Raw genomic sequence first — 21,032 nt, forward strand, 5'->3', positions numbered from 1 at the left:
GGCGTCCCGAGCTGTGGACGTCCTTGGCGTTCACCTGCGGAAGCGGTGGCAGTATGTGGATATGCCTGACCTGCGCTCCCGGACTTCGACCCATGGTCGCACCATGGCCGGCGCGCGCGCCCTGTGGCGTGCCACCGGTATGACCGACGACGATTTCGGCAAGCCGATCGTCGCGATCGCCAACAGCTACACCCAGTTCGTACCGGGGCATGTTCACCTCAAGGACCTCGGCGGCCTCGTCGCCGAGTCGATCGCCGCGGCCGGCGGCGTCGGGCGCGAGTTCAACACCATCGCGGTCGACGACGGCATCGCGATGGGTCACGGCGGCATGCTCTACTCCCTGCCCAGTCGCGAGCTGATCGCCGACGCCGTGGAATACATGGTGAACGCGCACTGCGCCGACGCCCTGGTCTGCATCTCGAACTGCGACAAGATCACTCCCGGCATGCTGATCGCCGCGCTGCGGCTCAACATCCCGACGGTCTTCGTCTCCGGCGGCCCGATGGAGGCCGGCAAGACGGTCGCCATCGAGGGCATCGTCCACGAGAAGCTCGACCTGGTCGACGCGATGAGCGCGGCGGCCAACGACAACGTCACCGACCAGCAGCTCGACACCATCGAGCGGTCGGCGTGCCCGACCTGCGGCTCGTGCTCCGGCATGTTCACCGCCAACTCGATGAACTGCCTGACCGAGGCGATCGGCCTCTCGCTGCCGGGCAACGGCTCGACGCTCGCGACCCACGCGTCCCGCAAGGCCCTCTTCGAGGAGGCCGGCCGGCTGATCGTGGAGATCGCCAAGGAGTACTACGAGAAGGACGACGAGTCGGTCCTGCCGCGCTCGATCGCCAACCGGGACGCCTTCGAGAACGCGGTGGCCCTCGACGTGGCGATGGGCGGCTCCACCAACACGGTGCTGCACCTGCTCGCCGCGGCCCGCGAGGCCGAGATCGACTTCAGCGTGTCGGACATCGACGCCATCTCCCGCCGGGTGCCCTGCCTGGCGAAGGTCGCGCCGAACAGCCCGAAGTACCACATGGAGGACGTGCACCGGGCCGGCGGCATCCCCGCCCTGCTCGGCGAGCTGCATCGCGGTGGAGCGCTCAAGACGAACGTCCGCTCAGTGCACTCGCCGTCCCTCACCAGCTGGCTGGACAAGTGGGACATCCGCGCCGAGTCGCCCAGCGCTGAGGCACTCGAGCTGTTCCACGCCGCGCCCGGTGGCGTGCGCACCACTCAGGCGTTCAGCACCACGAACCGCTGGGCGAAACTGGACACCGACGCCGAGGGCGGCTGCATCCGCTCGGTCGAGCACGCCTACACCGTCGACGGCGGCCTGGCGATCCTCTTCGGCAACCTCGCTCCGGACGGCTGCGTCGTGAAGACCGCCGGCGTCGACGAGTCGATCTGGAAGTTCACCGGCCCGGCCCGGGTCTACGAGTCCCAGGACGACGCGGTCAACGGCATCCTCGGCAAGGAGGTCGTCGAGGGCGACGTCGTGGTCATCCGGTACGAGGGGCCCAAGGGCGGCCCCGGCATGCAGGAGATGCTCTACCCGACGAGCTTCCTGAAGGGCCGTGGCCTCGGCAAGGCGTGCGCGCTGATCACCGACGGCCGCTTCTCCGGCGGCACGTCCGGCCTGTCGATCGGGCACGTCTCCCCGGAGGCGGCCGGCGGCGGCCTGATCGCCCTGGTCGAGACGGGTGACGAGATCACCATCGACATCCCGGGCCGCAGCATCACGCTGAACGTGCACGACGACGTGCTGGCCCAGCGCCGGCACGAGGAGGAGCGCCGGCCGAAGCCGTTCACACCGATCGCCCGCGAGCGGCCGGTCTCGGCGGCGCTCCGGGCCTACGCCTCGATGGCGACCAGCGCGTCGGACGGCGCCTACCGCAAGGTCCCGGAGTAAGCACTCAGCTCACGAAGAACGGAGCGGCGGACGCGTCACCTGCTTGTTTCAGGTAACGCGTCTGCCGCTCGTTCAGTTCGGGCAGCGTGGCCGGCTCGAACCACCGGACGTCCAGCGACTCGTCGTCGTTGACCCGAGCCTGGCCGCCGATCGCCCGGCAGGCGAGCACCACCTCGAACCAGTAGACCTGGTCACCGTTCTGCAGCGTCCGCAGCGGCAGCGCCTCGACACCGACGATCCGCTCCACGGCGACCTCGACGGCCGTCTCCTCCCAGACCTCGCGGATCGCGCCGGCAGCCGGCTGCTCCCCGGGATCGAGGACCCCGGAGAGCAGTGACCAGCGCCGATCGTCGCTTCGCTGGTTGAGGAGCACCCTCCCCCGATCGTCGAACACGACGGCGGTGACGCTGGGGAGAGGGAGCGGAGCGTGTCCGAGGTGCTTCCGCAGTTCCAGGATGAAATCCGGAGTAGCCACGAGAGCACCCTAACTACTTCAGAGCGCCCTCCATGATTCCTCGCACGATCTGGCGACCACCGATCAGCAGCAGGATCACCAGCGGCACGGTCGCGACGAAGGCGCCGGCCAGCACCCGCCGGTAGATCACGTAGTTGCCGCTGGCCAGGTCGGACAGCGCCACCATCGAGGTCGGGAAGTCGGTGCCGCCCAGGGTGATGAGCGGCCACTGGAAGTCGTTCCAGGTCGCCACGAACGTGAGCAGGCCGAGCACGGCGAGGGCCGGGCGGATGGCCGGCAGCACCACGGTCCAGTAGATCCGCAGGGTCAGCGCGCCGTCGATGCGGGCCGCCTCGATCAGCTCGTCCGGGATGGCGTGCCCGATGAACTGCCGCATGTAGAAGACGCCGAACGCGGTCACCAGGCCGGGCGCGATGACCGCGAGCAGGCTGCCGTTCCAGTCGAGCCGGGCCATCAGGATGTAGAGCGCGACCACGCCGAGCTGGTTGGGCACGGTGAGGGTCAGGATCACCACGACCATCAGCGCGTTGCGGTACCTGAACCGCAGTTTCGCGAACGCGAATCCGGCGAGTGAACAGAAGAACAGCGTGCTCGCGGTGACGACGCCGGCGACGATCACACTGTTGATCAGGGACGCCGTGAAGTAGACGTCCTGCATCCCGAAGACCTCGCCGAGGTTCACCAGCAGCTGGTCGCCGGGGATCACCGTGGGCGGGAAACCCATCACCTTCTCGTCGGTGCTCGTCGCGATGACGAACATCCAGTACACCGGGAATGCCGAGATCACCATGAAAGCGGCGAGGGCGGCGTACGTCTTCCAGTTGCCCCGGGTCTCCTGCGGCGCCCGGTTCACCATGGTGGTGGTCACTTGTCACCGCCGAGGCGCCGGGTGGCGAGCGCGTTCACGCCGGCCACGATGAGGATGATCAGGAAGAGGGCCCAGGACATCGCCGCGGCGTACCCGAGGTTGAGGTCCTTCCAGCCGACTTTGTAGATCAGCTGCGCGATGGTCTGGAACTGCCCGTCGGAACCGCCGCTGGCCGAGGCCGGGTTCTGGTCGAAGAGCATCGGCTCGTTGAAGAGCTGGAGCCCGCCGATCGTGGAGAGCACGACGGTGAAGAGGATGACCGGCTGGATCATCGGCACGGTGATCCGCCACAGCTGCGTCCACGGCCCGGCGCCGTCGACCGCCGCCGCCTCGTAGACGTCCTTCGGGATCGACTGCATCGCCGAGAGGTAGAGCAGCGCGTTGTAGCCGATCCACTTCCAGTTGACCATCGTGGCGATCGCGATCCAGCTGCTCCACTTGGCGGCACGCCAGTCGATCGGCTCCTCCTCGCCGAACCCGACGAGCGCGAGGAACCAGTTCGCCAGGCCGTAGTCGCGGGCGAAGAACATCGCGAAGACCAGTGTCGACGCGGCGACCGGGGTGACGTACGGGAGCAGGATGCCGACCCGCCACCAGGTGGTGGCCCGCAGCTTGCGGTTCAGCAGGTTCGCGACCATCAGGGCGATGAGCAGCTGCGGAATCGTGGAGAGAACGAAGATCCCGAAGGTGTTGCCGAGCGCGTTCCAGAAGTCCTCGTCGGTCAGCAGCCGGGAGAAGTTCTCCCAGCCGGCCCAGCCGCGGTTGTCCGGTTCGTCGATCCGCCAGGTACGCAGCGACACCACGGCGTTGAAGATGATCGGGAAGAGCCCGAAGACCGCGAACAGCAGGAAGAACGGCGCGATCAGCAGGTACGGGACGGCTTTGGTGTCGAAGCGGTACCACCAGTACCGGCCGCGCGGCGGCGGCGCGTGTTTCGGCTCGCCCGGCGGAGCGGGTCGGACCTCGGTGAGCGACACGGGTAACTCCTTGCGAAAAGGCCGGAGGCGGGGCTCCTCACCGGGTAGAGGAGCCCCGCCGGTCAGCGACGGGTACTAGGCCTTGGAGGCCTTCTCGGCTTCCTTGACCGCTTCCGCCCAGGCCGCTTCCGGCTTGAGCCCGCCCTCCTGCACCCGGGTGATCACGTTCTCCACCGCGACGCGGGTCGGGCCGTTCTTCTTGCCCAGGTACTGCGGCTTCAGGTTCTCCGCGGTGGCCGCGAAGATCTGGCCGGTCGGGGCGTTGGTGAAGAACTCCTTCTTGAAGTCGAGGACGGCCGGGTCCTTGTAGAGCTCCGGCTGCGACGGCAGGTTGCCGACCGTCTTGAAGACCTCGATCTGCTGCTCCGGCTGGACCAGCCACTCGACGAACTTGTACGCCTCGTCGACGTTCTTGCCCTGCTTCGGGATGGTCCACCAGGAGCCGCCCCAGTTACCGCCGCCGCCCGGGATGGAAGCGATGTCCCACTTGCCCTTCTGGTCGGGCGCGGTGTCCTGGATGTGGCCGAGCATCCACGCCGGGCAGGCGAGGGCAGCGAACTGGTCCTTCTTGAAGCCCTGGTCCCAGTTGGGCTGGAAGCTGGCGAGGTTCGCCGAGATGCCCGCCTCGATCGCCTTCATGCTGACGTCGAACGCGACCTTCGGGCCGCCCTCCATCTGGAGAGTCTCCTGCGGGTCGTAGAAGCCGACCGGCTGCTGCGCGAGGACCGGGTTGAACAGGTTGGTGCCGGAGTCGACGAACTTCTTCTTCGTCGCCGCGGTGTACTTCTTGCCGGTCTCGAGGAACGCGTCCCAGGTCGGCCAGAGCTTCGAGACCTCGTCGCGCTCGGTCGGCAGGCCGGCCGCCTTGAACAGGTCGGTCCGGTAGCACATGGCGAGACCGCCGACGTCGGTGCCGAGGCCGATCTGCTTGCCGTCGGCCGACTGCGAGGCCTGCCACTTCCACGGCAGGTACTTCGACTCGTAGCTGGACGCGCCCTTGTCGAGCAGGTTCACGAACTGGTCGGCCTGGCTGCGGAACTGGACGATGAAGCCCTCGTCCACAGCCGAGATGTCCGGGGCGCCGGAGCCGGCGACCAGCTTCTTCTGCAGATCCTCGTGCTGAGCGTTGTACTCGCCCGAGTTGAGCACGATCTTGACGTTGGTGTGCTCCGCCTCGTACTTCGCCTTGAGCTTGTCGAGGCCCATGTCGCCCCAGAAGTTGATCTTCAGGGTGGTCTGGCCTCCGCTCGCCTCGTCGTTGCCGCCTTCGAGGCTCTGGCCACTACAGCCGGTGAGAGCGAGCGCGGCCACCAGGCCCGCGGCCGCAGCGCGGCGTACCGAACGTCCCATTGCTACCTCCACCAAGGAGAGCTAAGTCACTGAACCGGGTAAGTGGGCAGAACGGTAAGCCTCGATTCGAGGCATGTCAATAGCGCGTTACAGCCGTGATCTCAGGCCACATCAACCAGTGAAAAACGGACACACCGTTTACACAACGCATCGAATGCCGTAACACTGAACCGATCAAGCTTCCGATCCGGGTGGAGGGAGTCCGTTGAATGCTGTTCAGCTACGGATAAGCTCGGCAGCAGTGGGGACAGAGGAGATCGAGTGAAGCGGCCCACGATCGCCGACATCGCGCGGCGAGCGGGCGTGTCCAAAGGCGCTGTGTCGTACGCGCTGAACGGCCAGCCCGGCGTCTCCGAAGCGACCCGGAAACGGATCATCGCGATCGCCCAGGAGATCGGTTTCAACGCCAACAGCGCCGCCCGCGCCCTCTCCGGCGCTCGTGCCCGAGCGGTCGGCCTGACGCTGTGCCGGCCCGCGCGGATCCTCGGCATCGAGCCGTGGTTCATGGGTCTGATCAGTGGTTTCGAGGCCGAGCTCGGCGCCCAGTCGTACGCGCTCACTCTCCAGGTCGTCGCCACCCCGGAGCAGGAGATCGAGGTCTATCGCCGCTGGTGGGGTGAGCGCCGGATCGACGGCGTGATCGTCACCGACATCCGGGAGAACGACGTCCGCATCCCGGTCCTGCAGGAGCTGCAACTCCCGGCCGTGGTGATCGGCGGTCCGGGCGAGACCGGCTCGATCGCCCAGATCTGGTCCGACGACGCCGGCGCGATCACCGAGGCGGTCCGCTACCTCGTCGCCCTCGGCCACCACCGGATCGCCCGGGTCAGCGGCGTTCCCGATCTGCTGCACACCCAGGTCCGCACGAAGGCGTTCGACGAGGTCTGCGCGTCACTCGGCCTGGACAACACGATCACCGTGCCCGCCGACTACACCGGCGAGGAGGGCAGCCGCGCCACCCGCCGGCTGCTGATCGGCGGCGATCGGCCCAGCGCGATCATCTACGACAACGACGTGATGGCGGTGGCCGGCCTCGCCGTGGCGCAGGAGATGGGCCTCTCGGTCCCCGGTGATCTGTCCATCGTGGCCTGGGACGACTCTCCGTTGTGCAGCCTCGTCCACCCGCCGCTCACCGCCCTGAGCCGCGACATCTCGGCCTACGGCGCCCAGGCGGCCCACGAGCTCCTCAACGCCATCGACGGCAAGCGCGTCGGCAACGTCGAGGCCGCCCGCGTCCACCTGACACCCCGCGGCAGCACGGCACCACCCCGATAAAGATCTTTCGTCGTACGCGGACCCTCACGCGCGATGGCTCTCCAAGTAAGCCTCGATCCGTTCCGCGGGCGCCGGGTGGGCGAGCGCGAACCCCTGCCCGTAACGGCACCCGGCCGCCGCGGCGCGGTCGATCCGCTCCTGAGTCTCCAGGCCCTTCGCCACGATCTCGAGACCCAGTCGGCGACCGAGACTGACCACGACGTCGAGGACCGAGCCGGGGCCGCCGGTCACCAGTGACTGGTTGAGCTTGAGCATGTCCACGGGCAGGCGGCGCAGGTGCGACAGTGACGTCTGCCCCGACCCGAAGTCGTCGAGCGCCGCCCGCACGCCCAGCTTGCGCAGGCCGGTGAGCGCCGCGACGATGGCCGGCACGTCCTCGGCGATCCAGGTCTCCGCCACCTCGACGACCAGCCGTTCCGGGATGAGCCCGTAACGCTTCAGCGTGCTCGCGACCCGCTCCGGGAAACGGGCGGTGAGCAGCTCGCGCGGGCCCACGTTGATCGACAGCCAGAAGTCGGAGTCGCCGCCGTCCCAGTTGTTCAGGCTGCGGCAGGCCTCGTCGAGCACCCACTCGTCGAGCTCGGCGGTGATGCCGAGCGAGCCCGCGATCGGCAGGATCTCCTCGGGCAGGATCGTGCCGAGCTCCGGGTGCCGCCAGCGCAGCAGCGCCTCCACGCCGACCGGCCGGCCGTCGCGCAGCCCGGTCACCGGCTGGAAGACCAGGTCGAGTTCGCCCCGGCCGGCCGCGCCGAGCAGCTGCTTCTCCAGCTCCATCCGGCGGTGCAGCTGGATCTCCACGTCCGGGTCGTACCACTCGACGCGGTTCACGCCCAGCTGACGGGCCCGCTGCCGGGCCAGGTCGGCGTGCCGGAGCACCTCGTCCGAGTCGGCGCCGCCGGCCAGCTCGGCCAGGCCCACGCTGCCGGACAGCTCCACCGCGCCACCGGGCAGCTGGTAGGACTCGCCGAGGACGGTCACGATGCGGGTGGCCAGCGCATAGGCCGGGACGGCCGACTCGGTGGTCAGGACCGCGAACTCGTCGCCGCCGAGCCGGGCCGGCACGTCCTCCTCGCCGATCAGCCCCTTGATCCGGCGGCTCACCTCGACCAGGACCGCGTCGCCGACCTCCCGGCCCCGGGAGTCGTTGATCTCGGCGAGCCCGTGCAGGTCGATCACGATGAGGTTGCCCCGGCGGCCCGGGCGGCGGCGGTGGGCCAGCAGATCGCGCATGAGAGCCCGGCGGTTCGCCAGGCCGGTCAGCTGGTCCAGGTAGGAGAGCCGGTGCAGGGTGCGCTCCAGGTGGACCCGCTCGCCGACGTCCCGGACGTGCACCACCAGCGCCGCCACCTCGGGGACCGTGCGCTGGTCGGAGATCGTGGACTCGGTGTCGCGCCAGAGCTTCGCGCCGTCCCGCATCCGGGCGCTGACCAGCACCGGCGGGCCGCCCTCGTGCTCGCCGGCCAGCACCGACTCGATCACCGCCTGGGCGTCGGCGACGTCCTCCGGGTGGATCAGGTCGCGGAACTGCCGGCCGATCACCTCGTCGTCGCGCAGGCCGAAGAGGCGGGCCGCGGCCGGCGACTGCCAGCGGACCGTGAGCCGCTCGTCGAGGACCAGGGTGAGGTCGGTGGCGCCGGCCACCAGGGAGCGGAAGTGTGCCTCGGCCACCCGGAGCCGGGCGGCGTACCGGCGGATGTCGCGGACCACGAGCAGCTCGCGGACCACGAGAACGCTCACCATGACCAGACCGAAAATGATCGCCTGGTTGTCGAACCGGCGCACGGTCACCAGGTGCCAGCCCGCGGCGATCACGCCGACCGCGGCCGGCACCGCGAGCAGTGGGTAGCTCGCGAGGTACTGGTCCGGGTTGCGCGTCTCCAGCGGCGGTTCCGGCAGATCCCGGCGCGAACCGCCGACCGCCGACGCGATCATCCCGGCGACGATCGGCACGCCGATGAGCGCGGCCACCGCGCCACCCAGACCCGAGCCACCCAGGCCCGCGTCCATCAGGGCGGTCAGCGCGCCGAGTGCGAGCAGCGCCAGCACGGCGCCGGCGGCGCACCAGACGGCCGGACGTGGCCGAGGGCGGGCGCGCAGCACGATGACCGTGACGATCGCGACGCCGCCGGTGGCGATCAGCATGGCCGGCACCGCGGCCGGGCGGGTCGCCACGCCGGGCACCAGGTAGGCCGCGAAGCCCAGGCTCACGCCGAGACCCAGCCCGTCGAAGGCGCGCCGCAGCCGCACGTGCCAGCCGCTCGCGGCGCCCGGCAGCAGCGAGATGCCGGCGACGTAGCAGCAGGCGGCGACCGTCAGGCCGGCGGTGAGCCAGCCGGTCACGGCGGGCGGGTCCCACCACGGCACGAACGCGGTCACCGTCGCGGCGAGCGTGCCGAGCCCGACGAAGCCGGCGCCACGGCAGGACACGAATGCCGCTTCGGCACGGTGCAGGGCTATCGCCGTACGAAAGAGGAAAGCGGAAGCGGTGAGACCGGCGCAACCCACCGCCAGAGCCAGGGCGAGCGTGCCCGGGAGCAGCCCGGCCGCACCGGCTGCGAGCAGCACGGCGGCGACGCTCGGCACAGCTACCAGAACCGCCCGGCGGGATATCCAGGGCGGGGCCGGCGCGGGATGCGGCACAGCCACGGCGGGTCCTCTGCGGTGTTCCCCTGCGGGGTTGCGGGAGAGGCGGGGAGTCGGGGTCGCGGAACAGACGGGAAGAAGGACTGGCACCCGGTCAACGACCGTCCCCGGATCGGGTTACGGGACGGCAACGAAATCGTCTGCCATCCAGCGACGGTGGTCAAATCGAGCGGTGCTGCCCGCCCGGGCCCGGGACGTGGTGGGAGGATGGATGCGTGCGTAGTCGTCCCGCCCTCCGTGTCCGCAAATCCGGCGCCGTCCTCGTCGCGGCGCTGATCGCCGTGGTCGGCGCGATTCCGCTGGCCGGCGCCTCGTGGGCGCTCGCCCCGATTCTGCTGATCCCGCTCGCTGTGCTGATCTGGACCTATCGGGCCGGCACCGACGTCTACCCGGACGAGATCCGGGTGCGCGCCCTCTTCGGCGGCAACCGGGTGCCGTGGAGCCGGATCGCCGAGCTCGCCCCGGACGCCCGCGGCCGGGTCTCGGCCCTGCTCGACAACGGCAACGTGATCCGGCTGACCGGCGTCACCCGCGACAATCTGCCCTCGGTCCTGGCCGCCGGCGGCCACCCGGTCTCCCGGACACCCGCGACGGATCAGTGATCCCCTCGATCTCTCAGGTCACACGGCTACCCTGGTCGGCGAGAGCCTGAGGGGGTGGTCTGGTCGTGCGTTCCCGCCGGGGCCGTGCCGCGGTCGCGACGGTCGGTGCCGTTCTGGTGCTGACCACCGGATGCAGCTTCGGACCGCCAGGCCCGGATCAGGCCGGTTCGCCGCCCAACCTGGCTCGCCCGTCGGCCGCGCCCACCGCCGGCGAGGATTCCGGCGACCGGGAGGCTGCGCTCACCGTCCTCGCCAAGAACCTCGAGGTCCCGTGGGGGATCGCGTTCCTGCCGGACGGCTCGGCGGTGGTCACCGAGCGGGACACCGCACGGGTGCTCAAGATCGGCCCGGAGTCCGACGCCGACGGCCTCAAGGTCACCGAGCTGGACCGGCTCGACGAGGCACGCCCGTCGGGTGACGGCGGCCTGCTCGGCATCGCCGTCTCCCCGGCGTTCGAGAAGGATCAGACGCTCTACGTCTACTACTCCACCGACCGCGACAACCGGGTCGGCAAGCTGACCGGCGGCAAGCTCACCCCGATCCTCACCGGCATCCCGCGCTCGGCCGAGCAGAACGGCGGGGCGCTCGCCTTCGGCCCGGACGGTTTCCTCTACGTCGGCACCGGCGACGGCACCCCCACCGGCGCCCAGGCGCAGAACCCGAAGAGCCTCGGCGGCAAGATCCTGCGGATCACCACGGCGGGCAAGCCGGCCACCGGCAACCCGGTGAAGAACTCGGTGGTCTGGTCCTCCGGCCACCGCAACGTGCAGGGTCTGGCCTGGGACCCGAGCGGCAAGCTCTACGCCACCGACAACACCCAGCCGAAGACCAGCGAGCTGAACGTGATCCGCAAGGGCGGCAACTACGGCTGGCCGAAGGCGGACGGCGACTCCACCGACGCGAAATTCGCGAACCCGATGGTGTCCTGGCCCTCGGCGCAGTCCGGCTGCGGCGGCGTGGCCGCCGTGGAGAGCCTGGTGGCGACCACCTGCCTGACCGGCGAGAAGCTCTACCTGCTCTCGGTCACCGGCAACGGCACCGTCCTGGGCACCCCGCAGGAGTTGCTCACCGAGGAGTTCGGCCGGCTGCGCGGACTGGTCGCCGCGCCGGACGGGTCGCTCTGGCTCAGCACGTCGAACCAGGAGGACGCCGGTGAGCCGGCCCCCGACGACGACCGGCTCATCCGCCTGGTGTTCTCGGACGGCGGCGCCGGCAGGAGTTGACGCCCATGGCTGTTTCGGCTCACGGGGATATGGGCAGGTGACCGCACGATGACTGCTTCCACGGGGCCGGCCTGGCGCCGACGCTCGGACTCCGCCCTGCGCTTCGCCTCCTCCGCCTCCCGGATGCTCGTCGGCTCGATGCGCGCCACATGGCGGGTGCTGCGCGGCAAGTGGGGCCGGCGGATCGGGACCGGTGTCGCGGTCGGCCTGATCGGTGTGATCGGCGCGATGATCGGCGTGATGCTGTTCGCGCACGCCTCGATCAACGTGGGGCCGTTCAGCGCCGAGATGTCCGTACGGCCGTCGGTGCACGGCGGCACCGAGGTCGACATCCCGCCGCTCGGCTCGCTGCACCTGGACAGCCACCGTGGCCCGCTGCACCTCAAGGTGGCGCTCGGCTCCCTCGACCAGAGCCGCACCGAAGCGCTCTTCGACAATCCGGCGGCGATCTCCACGGCCGGTGACCGGGCCGTCGACGAGGTCGTGGCGGGGGTGACCCGGCTCGGTCTGCGGACGCTCGGGCTCGGGGTGCTCAGCGCCCTGATCCTGTCCGCGCTGATCTTCCGGGACGTGCGCCGCACCGCTGCCGCCGGCGTCACCGCGCTGGTGGTGACCGGCGGCAGCTTCGGGGTGGCGGCGGCGACACTGCGGCCCGACGCGATCAGCGAGCCCCGTTACGAAGGGCTGCTCGTCAACGCCCCGGCCGTGGTCGGTGACGCGCGCCGGATCGCCGACAACTACGGGCGGTACGCGGAACAGCTGCAGACCATCGTCAGCAACGTCAGCCGGGTCTACTCCACGATCGCGACGCTGCCGGTCTATGAGCCGGCCGGCAACACGACCCGGCTGCTGCACGTCTCCGACCTGCACCTGAACCCGTCGTCGTGGGGCCTGATCCGGACCGTCGTGGAGACCTTCGAGATCGACGCCGTGATCGACACCGGCGACATGGTCGACTGGGGAAGCGGGGCCGAGACGCAGTACGCCTCACAGATCCCGTCGGTCCAGGTTCCCTACATCTACGTCCGCGGCAACCACGACTCCACCGCCATCCAGGCCGCCGTGGCCCGGCAGCGCAACGCGGTCGTCCTGGACAACGCCGTCACCACCGTCGACGGGCTGACCATCGCCGGCATCGGGGACCCGCAGTTCACCCCGGACAAGAGCGAGACGAACGAGGCGACCGGCGACGACGCCGGGCCCGAACTGCTCACCGCGGCCGGCGAGGCGCTCGCCAGCACGGTCCGGCAGTCGAAGAACAAGATCGACATCGCCCTGGTCCACGACCCGGCCATGGCACAGCCGCTCTCCGGCCTGGTGCCGCTCGTCCTGGCCGGCCACAAGCACCAGCGCTCGGTCTCGATCCTGCCCCCGCCCGCGGCGCCCGCCCCCGACCCGTCCGCCTCGGCCGCGGTGTCGCCGGCGCCCTCGACCGCCGCCGCCGAGCCGCTGATGACCACGCGTCTCATGATCGAGGGGTCGACGGGCGGCGCCGGCCTGCGCGGCCTGGAGAACGAGGAGCCGACCCCGCTGGCCCTGTCGGTGCTCTACTTCGACGAGCTGAACGAGCTGAAGGCCTACGACGACATCCAGTTGGGCGGCACCGGCCAGTCGAACGTGGAGATGCAGCGCAACGTGATCGGCCTCGCCCCCGAGGAGACCCCGTCCCCGTCGCCGTCCGGGTCCGCCGGCTGACAACGCCGCGCGCGCCGGCCGGAAAACAGCCGCCCGCTTCCGGGACTCCGGAAACGGGCGGCTGCCGGCGAGCGAAGGGATCAGGAGACGCCGAGACGCTCCAAGAGCAACTCGCGGACGGCCTTGGCATCCGCCTGGCCTCGCGTGGTCTTCATGACCGCGCCCACGAGCGCGCCCGCGGCCGCCACCTTGCCGTCACGGATCTTCGCGGCGATGTCCGGGTTCGCGGCGATGGCCTCGTCGACCGCCTTGGTGAGCGCGCCGGTGTCGTTCACCACCTCGAGACCCCGGGCCGCCATGACAGCGGCCGGGTCACCCTCGCCGGCCACCACGCCCTCCAGGACCTGACGGGCCAGCTTGTCGTTCAGCTTGCCGTCGTCGACCAGCTTCTGCAGCGCGGCGACCTGGGCCGGCGTCGCACCGACCGCGGCCAGCTCGATGTCCTGCTCGTTGGCGCGACGAGCCAGCTCACCCATCCACCACTTGCGGGCGCCCGCCGGGGACGCGCCCGCGGCGATGGTCTCCTCGATCAGCTCGACCGCGCCGGCGTTCGCCACCGACTGCATGTCGATCTCGGAGATGCCCCAGTCCTCGCGGAGCCGGGCCCGCTTCGCACTCGGCTTCTCCGGCAGCGCCGCCTTGAGCTCGGCGACCCACGCCCTGTCCGGCGCGATCGGCACCAGGTCGGGCTCCGGGAAGTAACGGTAATCGGTCGCGGTCTCCTTGGAGCGGCCGGACCGGGTGTCGCCGGTGGTCTCCTGGAAGTGCCGCGTCTCCTGGAAGATCTTGCCGCCGTCGTCCAGGATCCCGGCCTGCCGGATGATCTCGGAGCGGACCGCGCGCTCGACCGAACGCAGCGAGTTGACGTTCTTCGTCTCGGTACGCGTGCCCCACTCCTCGCCCGGGAGGTTCAGCGAGGTGTTCACGTCGCACCGCATCGAACCCTGCTCCATGCGGACGTCCGAGACACCGAGCGACCGGATGATGTCGCGCAGCTCGGCGACGTAGGCCTTCGCGACCTCGGGGGCGAGCGCGCCGAGACCGGGAACCGGCTTCGTCACGATCTCGACGAGCGGGATGCCGGCCCGGTTGTAGTCGACGAGCGACTCGGTGGCGCCGTGGATACGACCGGTCGCGCCGCCGACGTGCAGCGTCTTGCCGGTGTCCTCCTCGATGTGCACCCGCTCGATGCCGATCCGGTACTCCTTGCCGTCCACGACGACGTCGACGTAACCCTCGACGCAGAGCGGCTCGTCGTACTGGGAGGTCTGGAAGTTCTTCGGCATGTCCGGGTAGAAGTAGTTCTTCCGGGCCATCCGGCACCACTCGGCGATGTCGCAGTTCAGCGCCAGGCCGATCTGGATGGTCGCCGCGATCGCCGCGCGGTTCATCACCGGCAGCGCGCCCGGCAGGGCCAGGCAGACCGGGCAGGTCTGAGTGTTCGGCTCGGCCCCGAAGTCGGTCTTGCAGCCGCAGAACATCTTCGTGTTCGTGCCGAGCTCGACGTGCGTCTCGAGGCCGATCACCGGCTCGTACTTGGTGAGGATCTCTTCGTATGTCATCTCACAGCTCCGGAGGAGTGAACGAGCCGACAGCGGACTCCAGTGCTGCCGCGACCCGGTACATGCGGTCGTCGGCCATGGTCGGGGCCATGATCTGGAAGCCGACCGGCAGGCCCTCGGAGAGACCGCACGGGACCGAGATGGCCGGTCCGCCGTACAGGTTCGTCGGGATCGTGAAGAGGTCGGCGAGGTACATCTGGTACGGGTCGCTGGTCCGCGAGCCGAACGGGAACGCCACGAACGGGGTGGTCGGCGAGACCAGCACGTCGACCTTCTCGAACGCGGACTGGAAGTCGCGCGTGATCAGGGTACGGACCTTCTGCGCCTGGCCGTAGTACGCGTCGTAGTAACCGCTCGACAGCGCGTAGGTGCCGATGATGATCCGGCGCTTCACCTCGGGCCCGAAGCCGGCCTCGCGGGTCAGCGACATGACCTCTTCGAGCGACCGGCTGCCGTCGTCGCCTGCACGGAGGCCGTACCGGACGCCGTCGAAGCGGGCCAGGTTGCTGGACGCCTCGCTCGGGGCGATCAGGTAGTAGGCCGGGAGGGCGTACTGGAAGTGCGGGCAGGAGACCTCGACGATCTCGGCGCCGAGCTTGACCAGCTTCTCCAGGGACTCGTGGAAGCTGCTCAGGACGCCCGGCTCGGACCCGTCGCCGGCGAACTCCTTGACGACACCCAGCTTCACGCCGGACAGGTCCCCGTTCTTGCCGATCTGCGCGGCCCGGACCACGTCCGGCACCGGCGCGTTGATCGACGTGGAGTCCCGCGGGTCGTAGCCGGCCATCACCGAGTGCAGCAGCGCGGTGTCCTCGACGGTCCGGCCGCACGGACCGGGGGTGTCGAGCGAGGACGAGAAGGCGATCAGCCCATAGCGGGAGGTGCCACCATAAGTCGGTTTCGCACCCACCGTTCCCGTGACCGCGCCGGGCTGACGGATCGAGCCGCCGGTGTCCGTGCCGATCGCGAGCGGCGCCTCGAAAGCCGCCAGTGCCGCCGACGAGCCGCCGCCCGAGCCACCGGGGATCCGGCCCAGGTCCCACGGGTTGTTGGTGGCGCCGTAAGCGCTGTATTCCGTGGACGAGCCCATCGCGAACTCGTCCATGTTGGTCTTGCCGAGGATCGGCATGCCGGCCTGCTTCAGACGCTCCACGATCGTCGCGTCGTACGGCGGCTTCCAGCCCTCGAGGATCTTGGAGGCGGCGGTCGTGGGGACGCCCTTTGTCGTCACCACGTCCTTCACCGCGATCGGCACGCCCGCGAGCGGCCCGGTGATCTCGCCGTTGTCCACCTTGCGCGCCGCTTCCAGAGCGCCCTCCCGGTCGACGTGCAGGAACGCGTGGACGCGCTCGTCGACGGCGGCGATCCGGTCGAGGTGGGCGGTGGTCACCTCGACCGCCGACACCTCCTTGCTCGCGATCTTGGAGGCGAGCGACGCTGCGCTGAGCCTGGTCAAGTCGGTCACGATCAGTCCTCCTCGTCCAGGATGCGCGGCACCCGGAACCGGTCCTCGAAAGCGTCGGGCGCGCCGGAGAGCGCAGCTTCCTGGCTCAGGCTCGGAGTGGGTACGTCCTCGCGGTACACGTTGGTCAGCGGCACCGAGTGCGAGGTCGGCGGGATGTCCTCCGCGGCCACCTCACCGACCCGGGCGACCGACTGCAGGATCACATCGAGCTGACCCGCGAATCGATCGAGCTCCTCTTCGGTCACGGCGAGCCGCGACAGGCGCGCCAGGTGCGCTACCTCTTCGCGGGAGATGGCGGCCATCCTGCCCCCTCATTAGTTCGACGGTTTGCCTGATTCTATTTTCCGAGGCTGAACCGGCCGGTACCGGGCCAGCCACTCGGCCAGCCCGGCCGCCGGCATCGGGCGCGCGTGGAACCAGCCCTGCGCGGTGTGGCAGCCGGCGGCGGCGAGCAGACGCCAGGTCGCCTCGTCCTCCACGCCCTCGGCCACCGCGCGCAGGCCGAGAGCCTCGGCCAGGCCGACCACCGACCGTACGATCGCCGCATCACCGCGATCGGTCGCCATCCCCAGCACGAACGACCTGTCGATCTTCACCTCGGCGAGGGGCAGCCGCCGCAGATGCTGCAGCGAGGAATAGCCGGTGCCGAAGTCGTCGAGTGAGATCGCCACACCCATCCGGCTGAGCCGCGTCGTGGTCTCCAGCACCCGGTGCGGGTCGGCCATCAGCGCGCTCTCGGTGATCTCCAGCTGCAGCAGGTCGGCCGGCACCGAGTAACGGCTCAGCAGCGCCCCGACCCGGTCCGCGATGTCCCCGGCGTGCAGATCCCGGGCGCTCACGTTCACGGCGGCCCGCAGCGGCCGGCCCTCGGCCCGCCACTGCGCCAGCTGCGCGATCACCTCCTCCAGCACCCGGGCGGTGAGCAGCCGCATCACCGGGGTCGGCTCGGCCACCCGCAGCAGCTCCTCCGGGCCGACCGTGCCGCGTTTCGGATGACACCAGCGCAGCAGCGCCTCCACACCGATCACCTCGCCGGTCGCGATGGCGATCTGCGGCTGATAGAAGAGCGTTATCCCCTCGTCGTGCTCGCGCAGCGCGGTACGCAGCTCGGCCAGCAGCGCCAGCCGGTCCGGGGAGTGGTGGGCGGCGTCCGGGCCGTGCACCGCGATCTGGTCGCCACGCTGCTTCGCCTCGTACATCGCGGCCTCGGCCTCGCGCAGCAGCGTGCCCGCGTCGCGGCGGCCGGACTGCAGCGCTATCCCGATCGAGGCGCTCAGCTCCACCGGCGTGCCGTCCAGCGGGAACGGGCAGCTCAGCGCCTCGGCCAGGTGCTGCGCGATGCGCCGGGCCGCGGCCGGGCCCTCCACCCGGGTGGCGAGCACCGCGAACTCGTCGCCGCCGAGCCGGACCACCAGGTCGTGGGCGGGCACCACCCCGGCGAGACGGTCGGCCACCCGGGACAGCAGCCGGTCGCCGCTGCCGTGGCCGAGGGCGTCGTTGACCGTACGGAATCGGTCCAGGTCGAGCAGCAGCAGCGCCCGCCGCCGATCCGGGGACCGTTCGGCGATCGCAGCCTGCAACGCCCGCCGGTTGGGCAGCCCGGTCAGCGCGTCGAACCGGGCCGCCCGCTCCGACTCGCCCGCCCAGCGGACCATCCGGTGCACGGCGTGCAGCGCCAGCAGCGACAGCGGCAGCAGCGCCGGGCTCACCACCGCCGCCACCAGCAGGATCGGTCCCAGCAGGAGCAGCGCCGCGGTCGCGAGGAGATCGGCCCGCCCTCGTCGGCGATAGGTCCGCGGCCGGACGTCGGCGGTCCATCGCCGCACCAGGGCCGCCACCGCGTAGCGCGCCCCGATCCAGGCCGACGCCGCCAGGCAGATCAGCGCCGCCTCCCGCAGGCTCGGCTCCCCGGGGCCGATGCGCAGCGACGTGACACCGGCGACGACGGCTGCCGCGCCGAGCGCGACCGCGTGCTGAAGAGCCAGATGCAGCGTACGGCGGACCGAATGCCTCATCCGGACGCCCGCCACGGTGACGGCCGCGAACTGGACGGCCAGGGCCGGCGCGCTCCCCCAGGCCAGCAGGATCGCGAACGTGAAGCAGATCGACGGCAGGATGATCGAACTCGCCCGCCGGCCGGGCACCAGGTAGGGCCGGGCGTCGGCGATCAGCGCCAGCACGGCCATCACCCAGAAGGCGGCCGGCAGCCCGGCGAACGCGCCCGGGTCGGCTGCCCACAGCGTGAGCCCGCCGGTGACCGATCCGGCCGACGTCACGATGATCGTGCGCCGGCGGCGCGGGCCGGTCAGGGCGTGCGGGCTGTCCGGCTCCGGCCGCGGCGGATCGAACCGGGTGATGTCCAGACGAGTGACGTCCGGACATGCGGCACCAGGGGCGGCCGCATGCAGACGAGCGGCATCCATGCGACCTCCATGATGGCCTCGATCACCGATCGCCTACACCATAGATCCACATGGTGCCTTCTAGGTCAAACTACCTTCCCGTTACTAAACCGACATAAGACTCCACACGGGCGAATGGTGTTAATTCCCTCCGTCGGGTGACGTCTCGGCGACCGCCCGCGCCGCTTCCGGCCCCTCAGCCAGCAGCACCGCGAAACCCTCGTCGCCGAGGACCGGGACCTTGAGGGCGAGCGCCTTCTCGTACTTGCTGCCGGGGTTGTCGCCCACCACCACGAATCCGGTCTTCTTCGACACCGAGCCGCTCACCTTGCCGCCCCGCGACGTGATCGCCTCGGCCGCCTGGTCCCGCGTGAAGCCCGCCAGCGTGCCGGTGACCACGAAGGTCAGCCCCTCCAGCGGGCGTGGCCCGGACTCGACACGCTCGTCGGCCATCTTCACCCCGGCCACCCGCCACTTCCGGATGATCTCCCGATGCCACGGCACGGTGAACCACTCCCGCAGGCTGTCCGCGATGATCGGCCCGACGCCTTCCACAGCAGCGAGCGGATCCACAGCCTTGGCCTTCCGCGTCGCCGCCGCAGCGACAGCAGCCGTCTCCGCAGCCGCCGTCTCCGCAGCCGCCGTCTCCGCACTCGCTGCTGCCTCCGCGCCCGCCGCGACCGTCTGCGCGTCCTCTGCCAGCTCCGCGCCGGCCTCGGCCGTCTCCGCACCCGCCCGCGCGCTCGCCTCGGCCGCCTCCGCGCTGGCCTCGGCCGCCTGGGCGCTCGCCTCGGCCGCCTCCGCGCTCGCCTCGGCCGCCTCCGCGCTCGCCTCGGCCGCCTCCGCGCTCGCTGCCACGGCCTCCGCCGACGTCGCGGCCAGCATCTCCTCCAGCGCCGTCATCGAGCCGAACTCGGCGGCCAGGGCCAGCGCCGCCGTAGGGCCGACGTGCCGGATCGAGAGCGCGACCAGGATGCGGGCGAGCGGACGGGACTTCGCCTCGGCCAGGCTCTGCAGCATCTTGCCCGCGTTGGCGTTGAGCTCGCCGTTCTGTTTCACGAAGAACGGGACCCGGCGCAGATCGTCCTCGGTGAGGTCGAACAGGTCGCCCTCGTTGTGCAGCACACCGGAGTCGAGCAGCGCGCGGGCCGCCTTCTCCCCGAGCACCTCGATGTCGAGCACGTCACGGCTGCCGACGTGGCTGAGCCGCTCCCAGAGCTGCCCGGGGCAGGACTCCGAGTTGGGGCAGCGGATGTCGACGTCGCTCTCCTTGGCCGGAGCGAGCGGCGTGCCGCAGTCGGGGCAGACGGTCGGCATGACGAATGCACGGGCGTCCTCCGGCCGCAGCTCGATGACCGGGCCGAGGATCTCCGGGATCACGTCGCCGGCCTTGCGCAACACCACCGTGTCGCCGATCAGCACACCCTTGCGGACGACCTCCTGCTCGTTGTGCAGCGTCGCCTGGGCCACCACCGAGCCGGCCACCTTCACCGGTTCCAGCACGGCGTAGGGCGTGACCCGGCCGGTACGTCCCACGTTCACCGCGATGTCGAGCAGCTTGGTGGTGACCTCCTCGGGCGGGTATTTGAACGCGATCGCCCAGCGCGGCGCCCGGCTGGTCGAGCCGAGCCGGCCCTGGATCGCGACGTCGTCGACCTTCACCACCACGCCGTCGATGTCGTGCTCGACGTCGTGCCGGTGCTTGCCGTAGTAGTCGATGAACTCGTTGACGCCGGCCATGTCGTCGACGACGCGCCACCGGGTGCTCGTCGGCAGGCCCCACGCCTTCAGCGACTCGTAGGCGTGCGACTGCGAGGCCGGGCTGAAACCCTCCCGCGCGCCGATGCCGTGCACCACCATCCGCAGGCCGCGGGAGGCGGTGACCCGCGGGTCCTTCTGCCGGAGGCTGCCGGCGGCGGCGTTGCGCGGGTTCATGTAGGGGTCCTTGCCCCGCTCGACCAGCCCCGCGTTCAGGTCGGCGAACGCCTCGGCCGGGAAGTAGATCTCGCCGCGCACCTCGATGAGGTCGGGCACGTCGTCGCCGGTCAGCCGCTCGGGGATGCCCTGGATGGCCCGCACGTTCGGCGTGACGTCGTCGCCGGTGCGCCCGTCGCCCCGGGTGGCGCCGCGGACCAGGCGCCCTTTCTCGTAGGTCAGGTTGATCGCCAGACCGTCGACCTTGAGCTCGCACAGGAACCGCACCGGGCCACCGGCGTCCCGCACGGTCCTCTCCGCCCAGGCGGCGAGCTCATCGGTGTTGAAGACGTTGTCGAGCGACATCATCCGCTCGATGTGGTCGACCGACGCGAAGTCGCTGGAGAACGTGCCGCCGACGGTCTGCGTCGGCGAGTCGGGCGTCCGCAGCGCCGGGAACTCCTCCTCGAGCGCCTGCAACTCGCGGAGCAGCACGTCGAACTCGGCGTCGGCGATCGTCGGCGCGTCCAGGACGTAATAACGGTATTGGTGACCACGAATCTCGTCAGCCAGCTCGGCATGCCGGGCCATGGCCTGCGCCGTGGGATCCTCGACCACCACAATCCCCCTTGTCAGTGAAACCTACCGAGCACGGTAGCCGCACCCACTGAC

15 protein-coding genes are annotated in these 21,032 nt (G+C 70.4%); 5 read left to right on the top strand and 10 right to left on the bottom strand.

Annotated elements, in window-relative coordinates; all coding sequences use genetic code 11:
- Positions 1 to 61 precede the first annotated feature (61 nt).
- A complete protein-coding gene (gene ilvD / locus EP757_RS05715; RefSeq protein WP_127543154.1) occupies positions 62 to 1,909 on the top strand; it encodes a dihydroxy-acid dehydratase in 1,848 nt (615 codons plus the stop codon).
- Between the two features lie 4 nt (positions 1,910 to 1,913).
- On the opposite strand, the gene EP757_RS05720 is transcribed toward ilvD, so the two are convergent.
- From EP757_RS05720 to EP757_RS05735, 4 genes are all read right to left on the bottom strand, one after another.
- A complete protein-coding gene (locus tag EP757_RS05720) occupies positions 1,914 to 2,384 on the bottom strand; it encodes an NUDIX domain-containing protein (protein WP_127543155.1) in 471 nt (156 codons plus the stop codon).
- A 13-nt stretch (positions 2,385 to 2,397) separates the two neighbouring features.
- Entirely contained in the window at positions 2,398 to 3,240 is an 843-nt protein-coding gene (locus EP757_RS05725; protein ID WP_127554096.1) for a carbohydrate ABC transporter permease, read from the bottom strand.
- An 8-nt stretch (positions 3,241 to 3,248) separates the two neighbouring features.
- A complete protein-coding gene (locus tag EP757_RS05730) occupies positions 3,249 to 4,229 on the bottom strand; it encodes a carbohydrate ABC transporter permease (RefSeq protein ID WP_127543156.1) in 981 nt (326 codons plus the stop codon).
- Between the two features lie 75 nt (positions 4,230 to 4,304).
- Entirely contained in the window at positions 4,305 to 5,579 is a 1,275-nt protein-coding gene (locus EP757_RS05735) for an extracellular solute-binding protein (protein ID WP_127543157.1), read from the bottom strand.
- 261 nt (positions 5,580 to 5,840) lie between these two features.
- On the opposite strand from EP757_RS05735, the gene EP757_RS05740 reads away from it, so the two are divergent.
- Entirely contained in the window at positions 5,841 to 6,854 is a 1,014-nt protein-coding gene (locus EP757_RS05740) for a LacI family DNA-binding transcriptional regulator (RefSeq protein ID WP_127543158.1), read from the top strand.
- A 24-nt stretch (positions 6,855 to 6,878) separates the two neighbouring features.
- Here the strand turns inward: EP757_RS05740 and EP757_RS05745 are convergent, their stop codons facing one another.
- The gene (locus EP757_RS05745; RefSeq protein WP_174262342.1) at positions 6,879 to 9,500 is read right to left on the bottom strand and encodes a bifunctional diguanylate cyclase/phosphodiesterase; all 2,622 of its coding nucleotides are present in this window, start codon (positions 9,498 to 9,500) and stop codon (positions 6,879 to 6,881) included.
- A 212-nt stretch (positions 9,501 to 9,712) separates the two neighbouring features.
- Between EP757_RS05745 and EP757_RS05750 the strand changes: the two genes are divergently transcribed.
- From EP757_RS05750 to EP757_RS05760, 3 genes are all read left to right on the top strand, one after another.
- Entirely contained in the window at positions 9,713 to 10,099 is a 387-nt protein-coding gene (locus EP757_RS05750; RefSeq protein WP_127543159.1) for a PH domain-containing protein, read from the top strand.
- Between the two features lie 65 nt (positions 10,100 to 10,164).
- Positions 10,165 to 11,322 carry a sorbosone dehydrogenase family protein gene (locus EP757_RS05755; RefSeq protein ID WP_232050388.1) on the top strand — a complete coding sequence of 386 codons (1,158 nt, stop codon included), beginning with the start codon at positions 10,165 to 10,167 and terminating at the stop codon, positions 11,320 to 11,322.
- Between the two features lie 48 nt (positions 11,323 to 11,370).
- Entirely contained in the window at positions 11,371 to 13,017 is a 1,647-nt protein-coding gene (locus EP757_RS05760; RefSeq protein ID WP_127543160.1) for a metallophosphoesterase, read from the top strand.
- Positions 13,018 to 13,097: 80 nt separating this feature from the next.
- Here EP757_RS05760 and gatB read toward each other — a convergent pair whose 3' ends face one another.
- The 5 genes from gatB to ligA all read right to left on the bottom strand — a co-directional run bounded on the left by gatB (position 13,098) and on the right by ligA (position 20,951).
- Positions 13,098 to 14,579: an Asp-tRNA(Asn)/Glu-tRNA(Gln) amidotransferase subunit GatB gene (gene gatB / locus EP757_RS05765; RefSeq protein WP_127543161.1), complete on the bottom strand. Its 1,482-nt coding sequence runs from the start codon at positions 14,577 to 14,579 to the stop codon at positions 13,098 to 13,100.
- A gap of 1 nt (position 14,580) precedes the next feature.
- A complete protein-coding gene (gatA, locus tag EP757_RS05770) occupies positions 14,581 to 16,044 on the bottom strand; it encodes an Asp-tRNA(Asn)/Glu-tRNA(Gln) amidotransferase subunit GatA (protein ID WP_127543162.1) in 1,464 nt (487 codons plus the stop codon).
- Between the two features lie 2 nt (positions 16,045 to 16,046).
- Positions 16,047 to 16,346, bottom strand: coding sequence for an Asp-tRNA(Asn)/Glu-tRNA(Gln) amidotransferase subunit GatC (gene gatC / locus EP757_RS05775; protein WP_127543163.1), 300 nt, complete (start codon positions 16,344 to 16,346; stop codon positions 16,047 to 16,049).
- 12 nt (positions 16,347 to 16,358) lie between these two features.
- Positions 16,359 to 18,467: a bifunctional diguanylate cyclase/phosphodiesterase gene (locus EP757_RS05780; protein WP_127543164.1), complete on the bottom strand. Its 2,109-nt coding sequence runs from the start codon at positions 18,465 to 18,467 to the stop codon at positions 16,359 to 16,361.
- A gap of 120 nt (positions 18,468 to 18,587) precedes the next feature.
- Complete coding sequence (ligA, locus tag EP757_RS05785) at positions 18,588 to 20,951, bottom strand: NAD-dependent DNA ligase LigA (RefSeq protein ID WP_127554099.1); 2,364 nt, start codon at positions 20,949 to 20,951, stop codon at positions 18,588 to 18,590.
- Positions 20,952 to 21,032: the final 81 nt, after the last annotated feature.

Origin of the sequence: Actinoplanes sp. OR16 (assembly GCF_004001265.1) — a bacterium.
Taxonomy (GTDB): domain Bacteria; phylum Actinomycetota; class Actinomycetes; order Mycobacteriales; family Micromonosporaceae; genus Actinoplanes.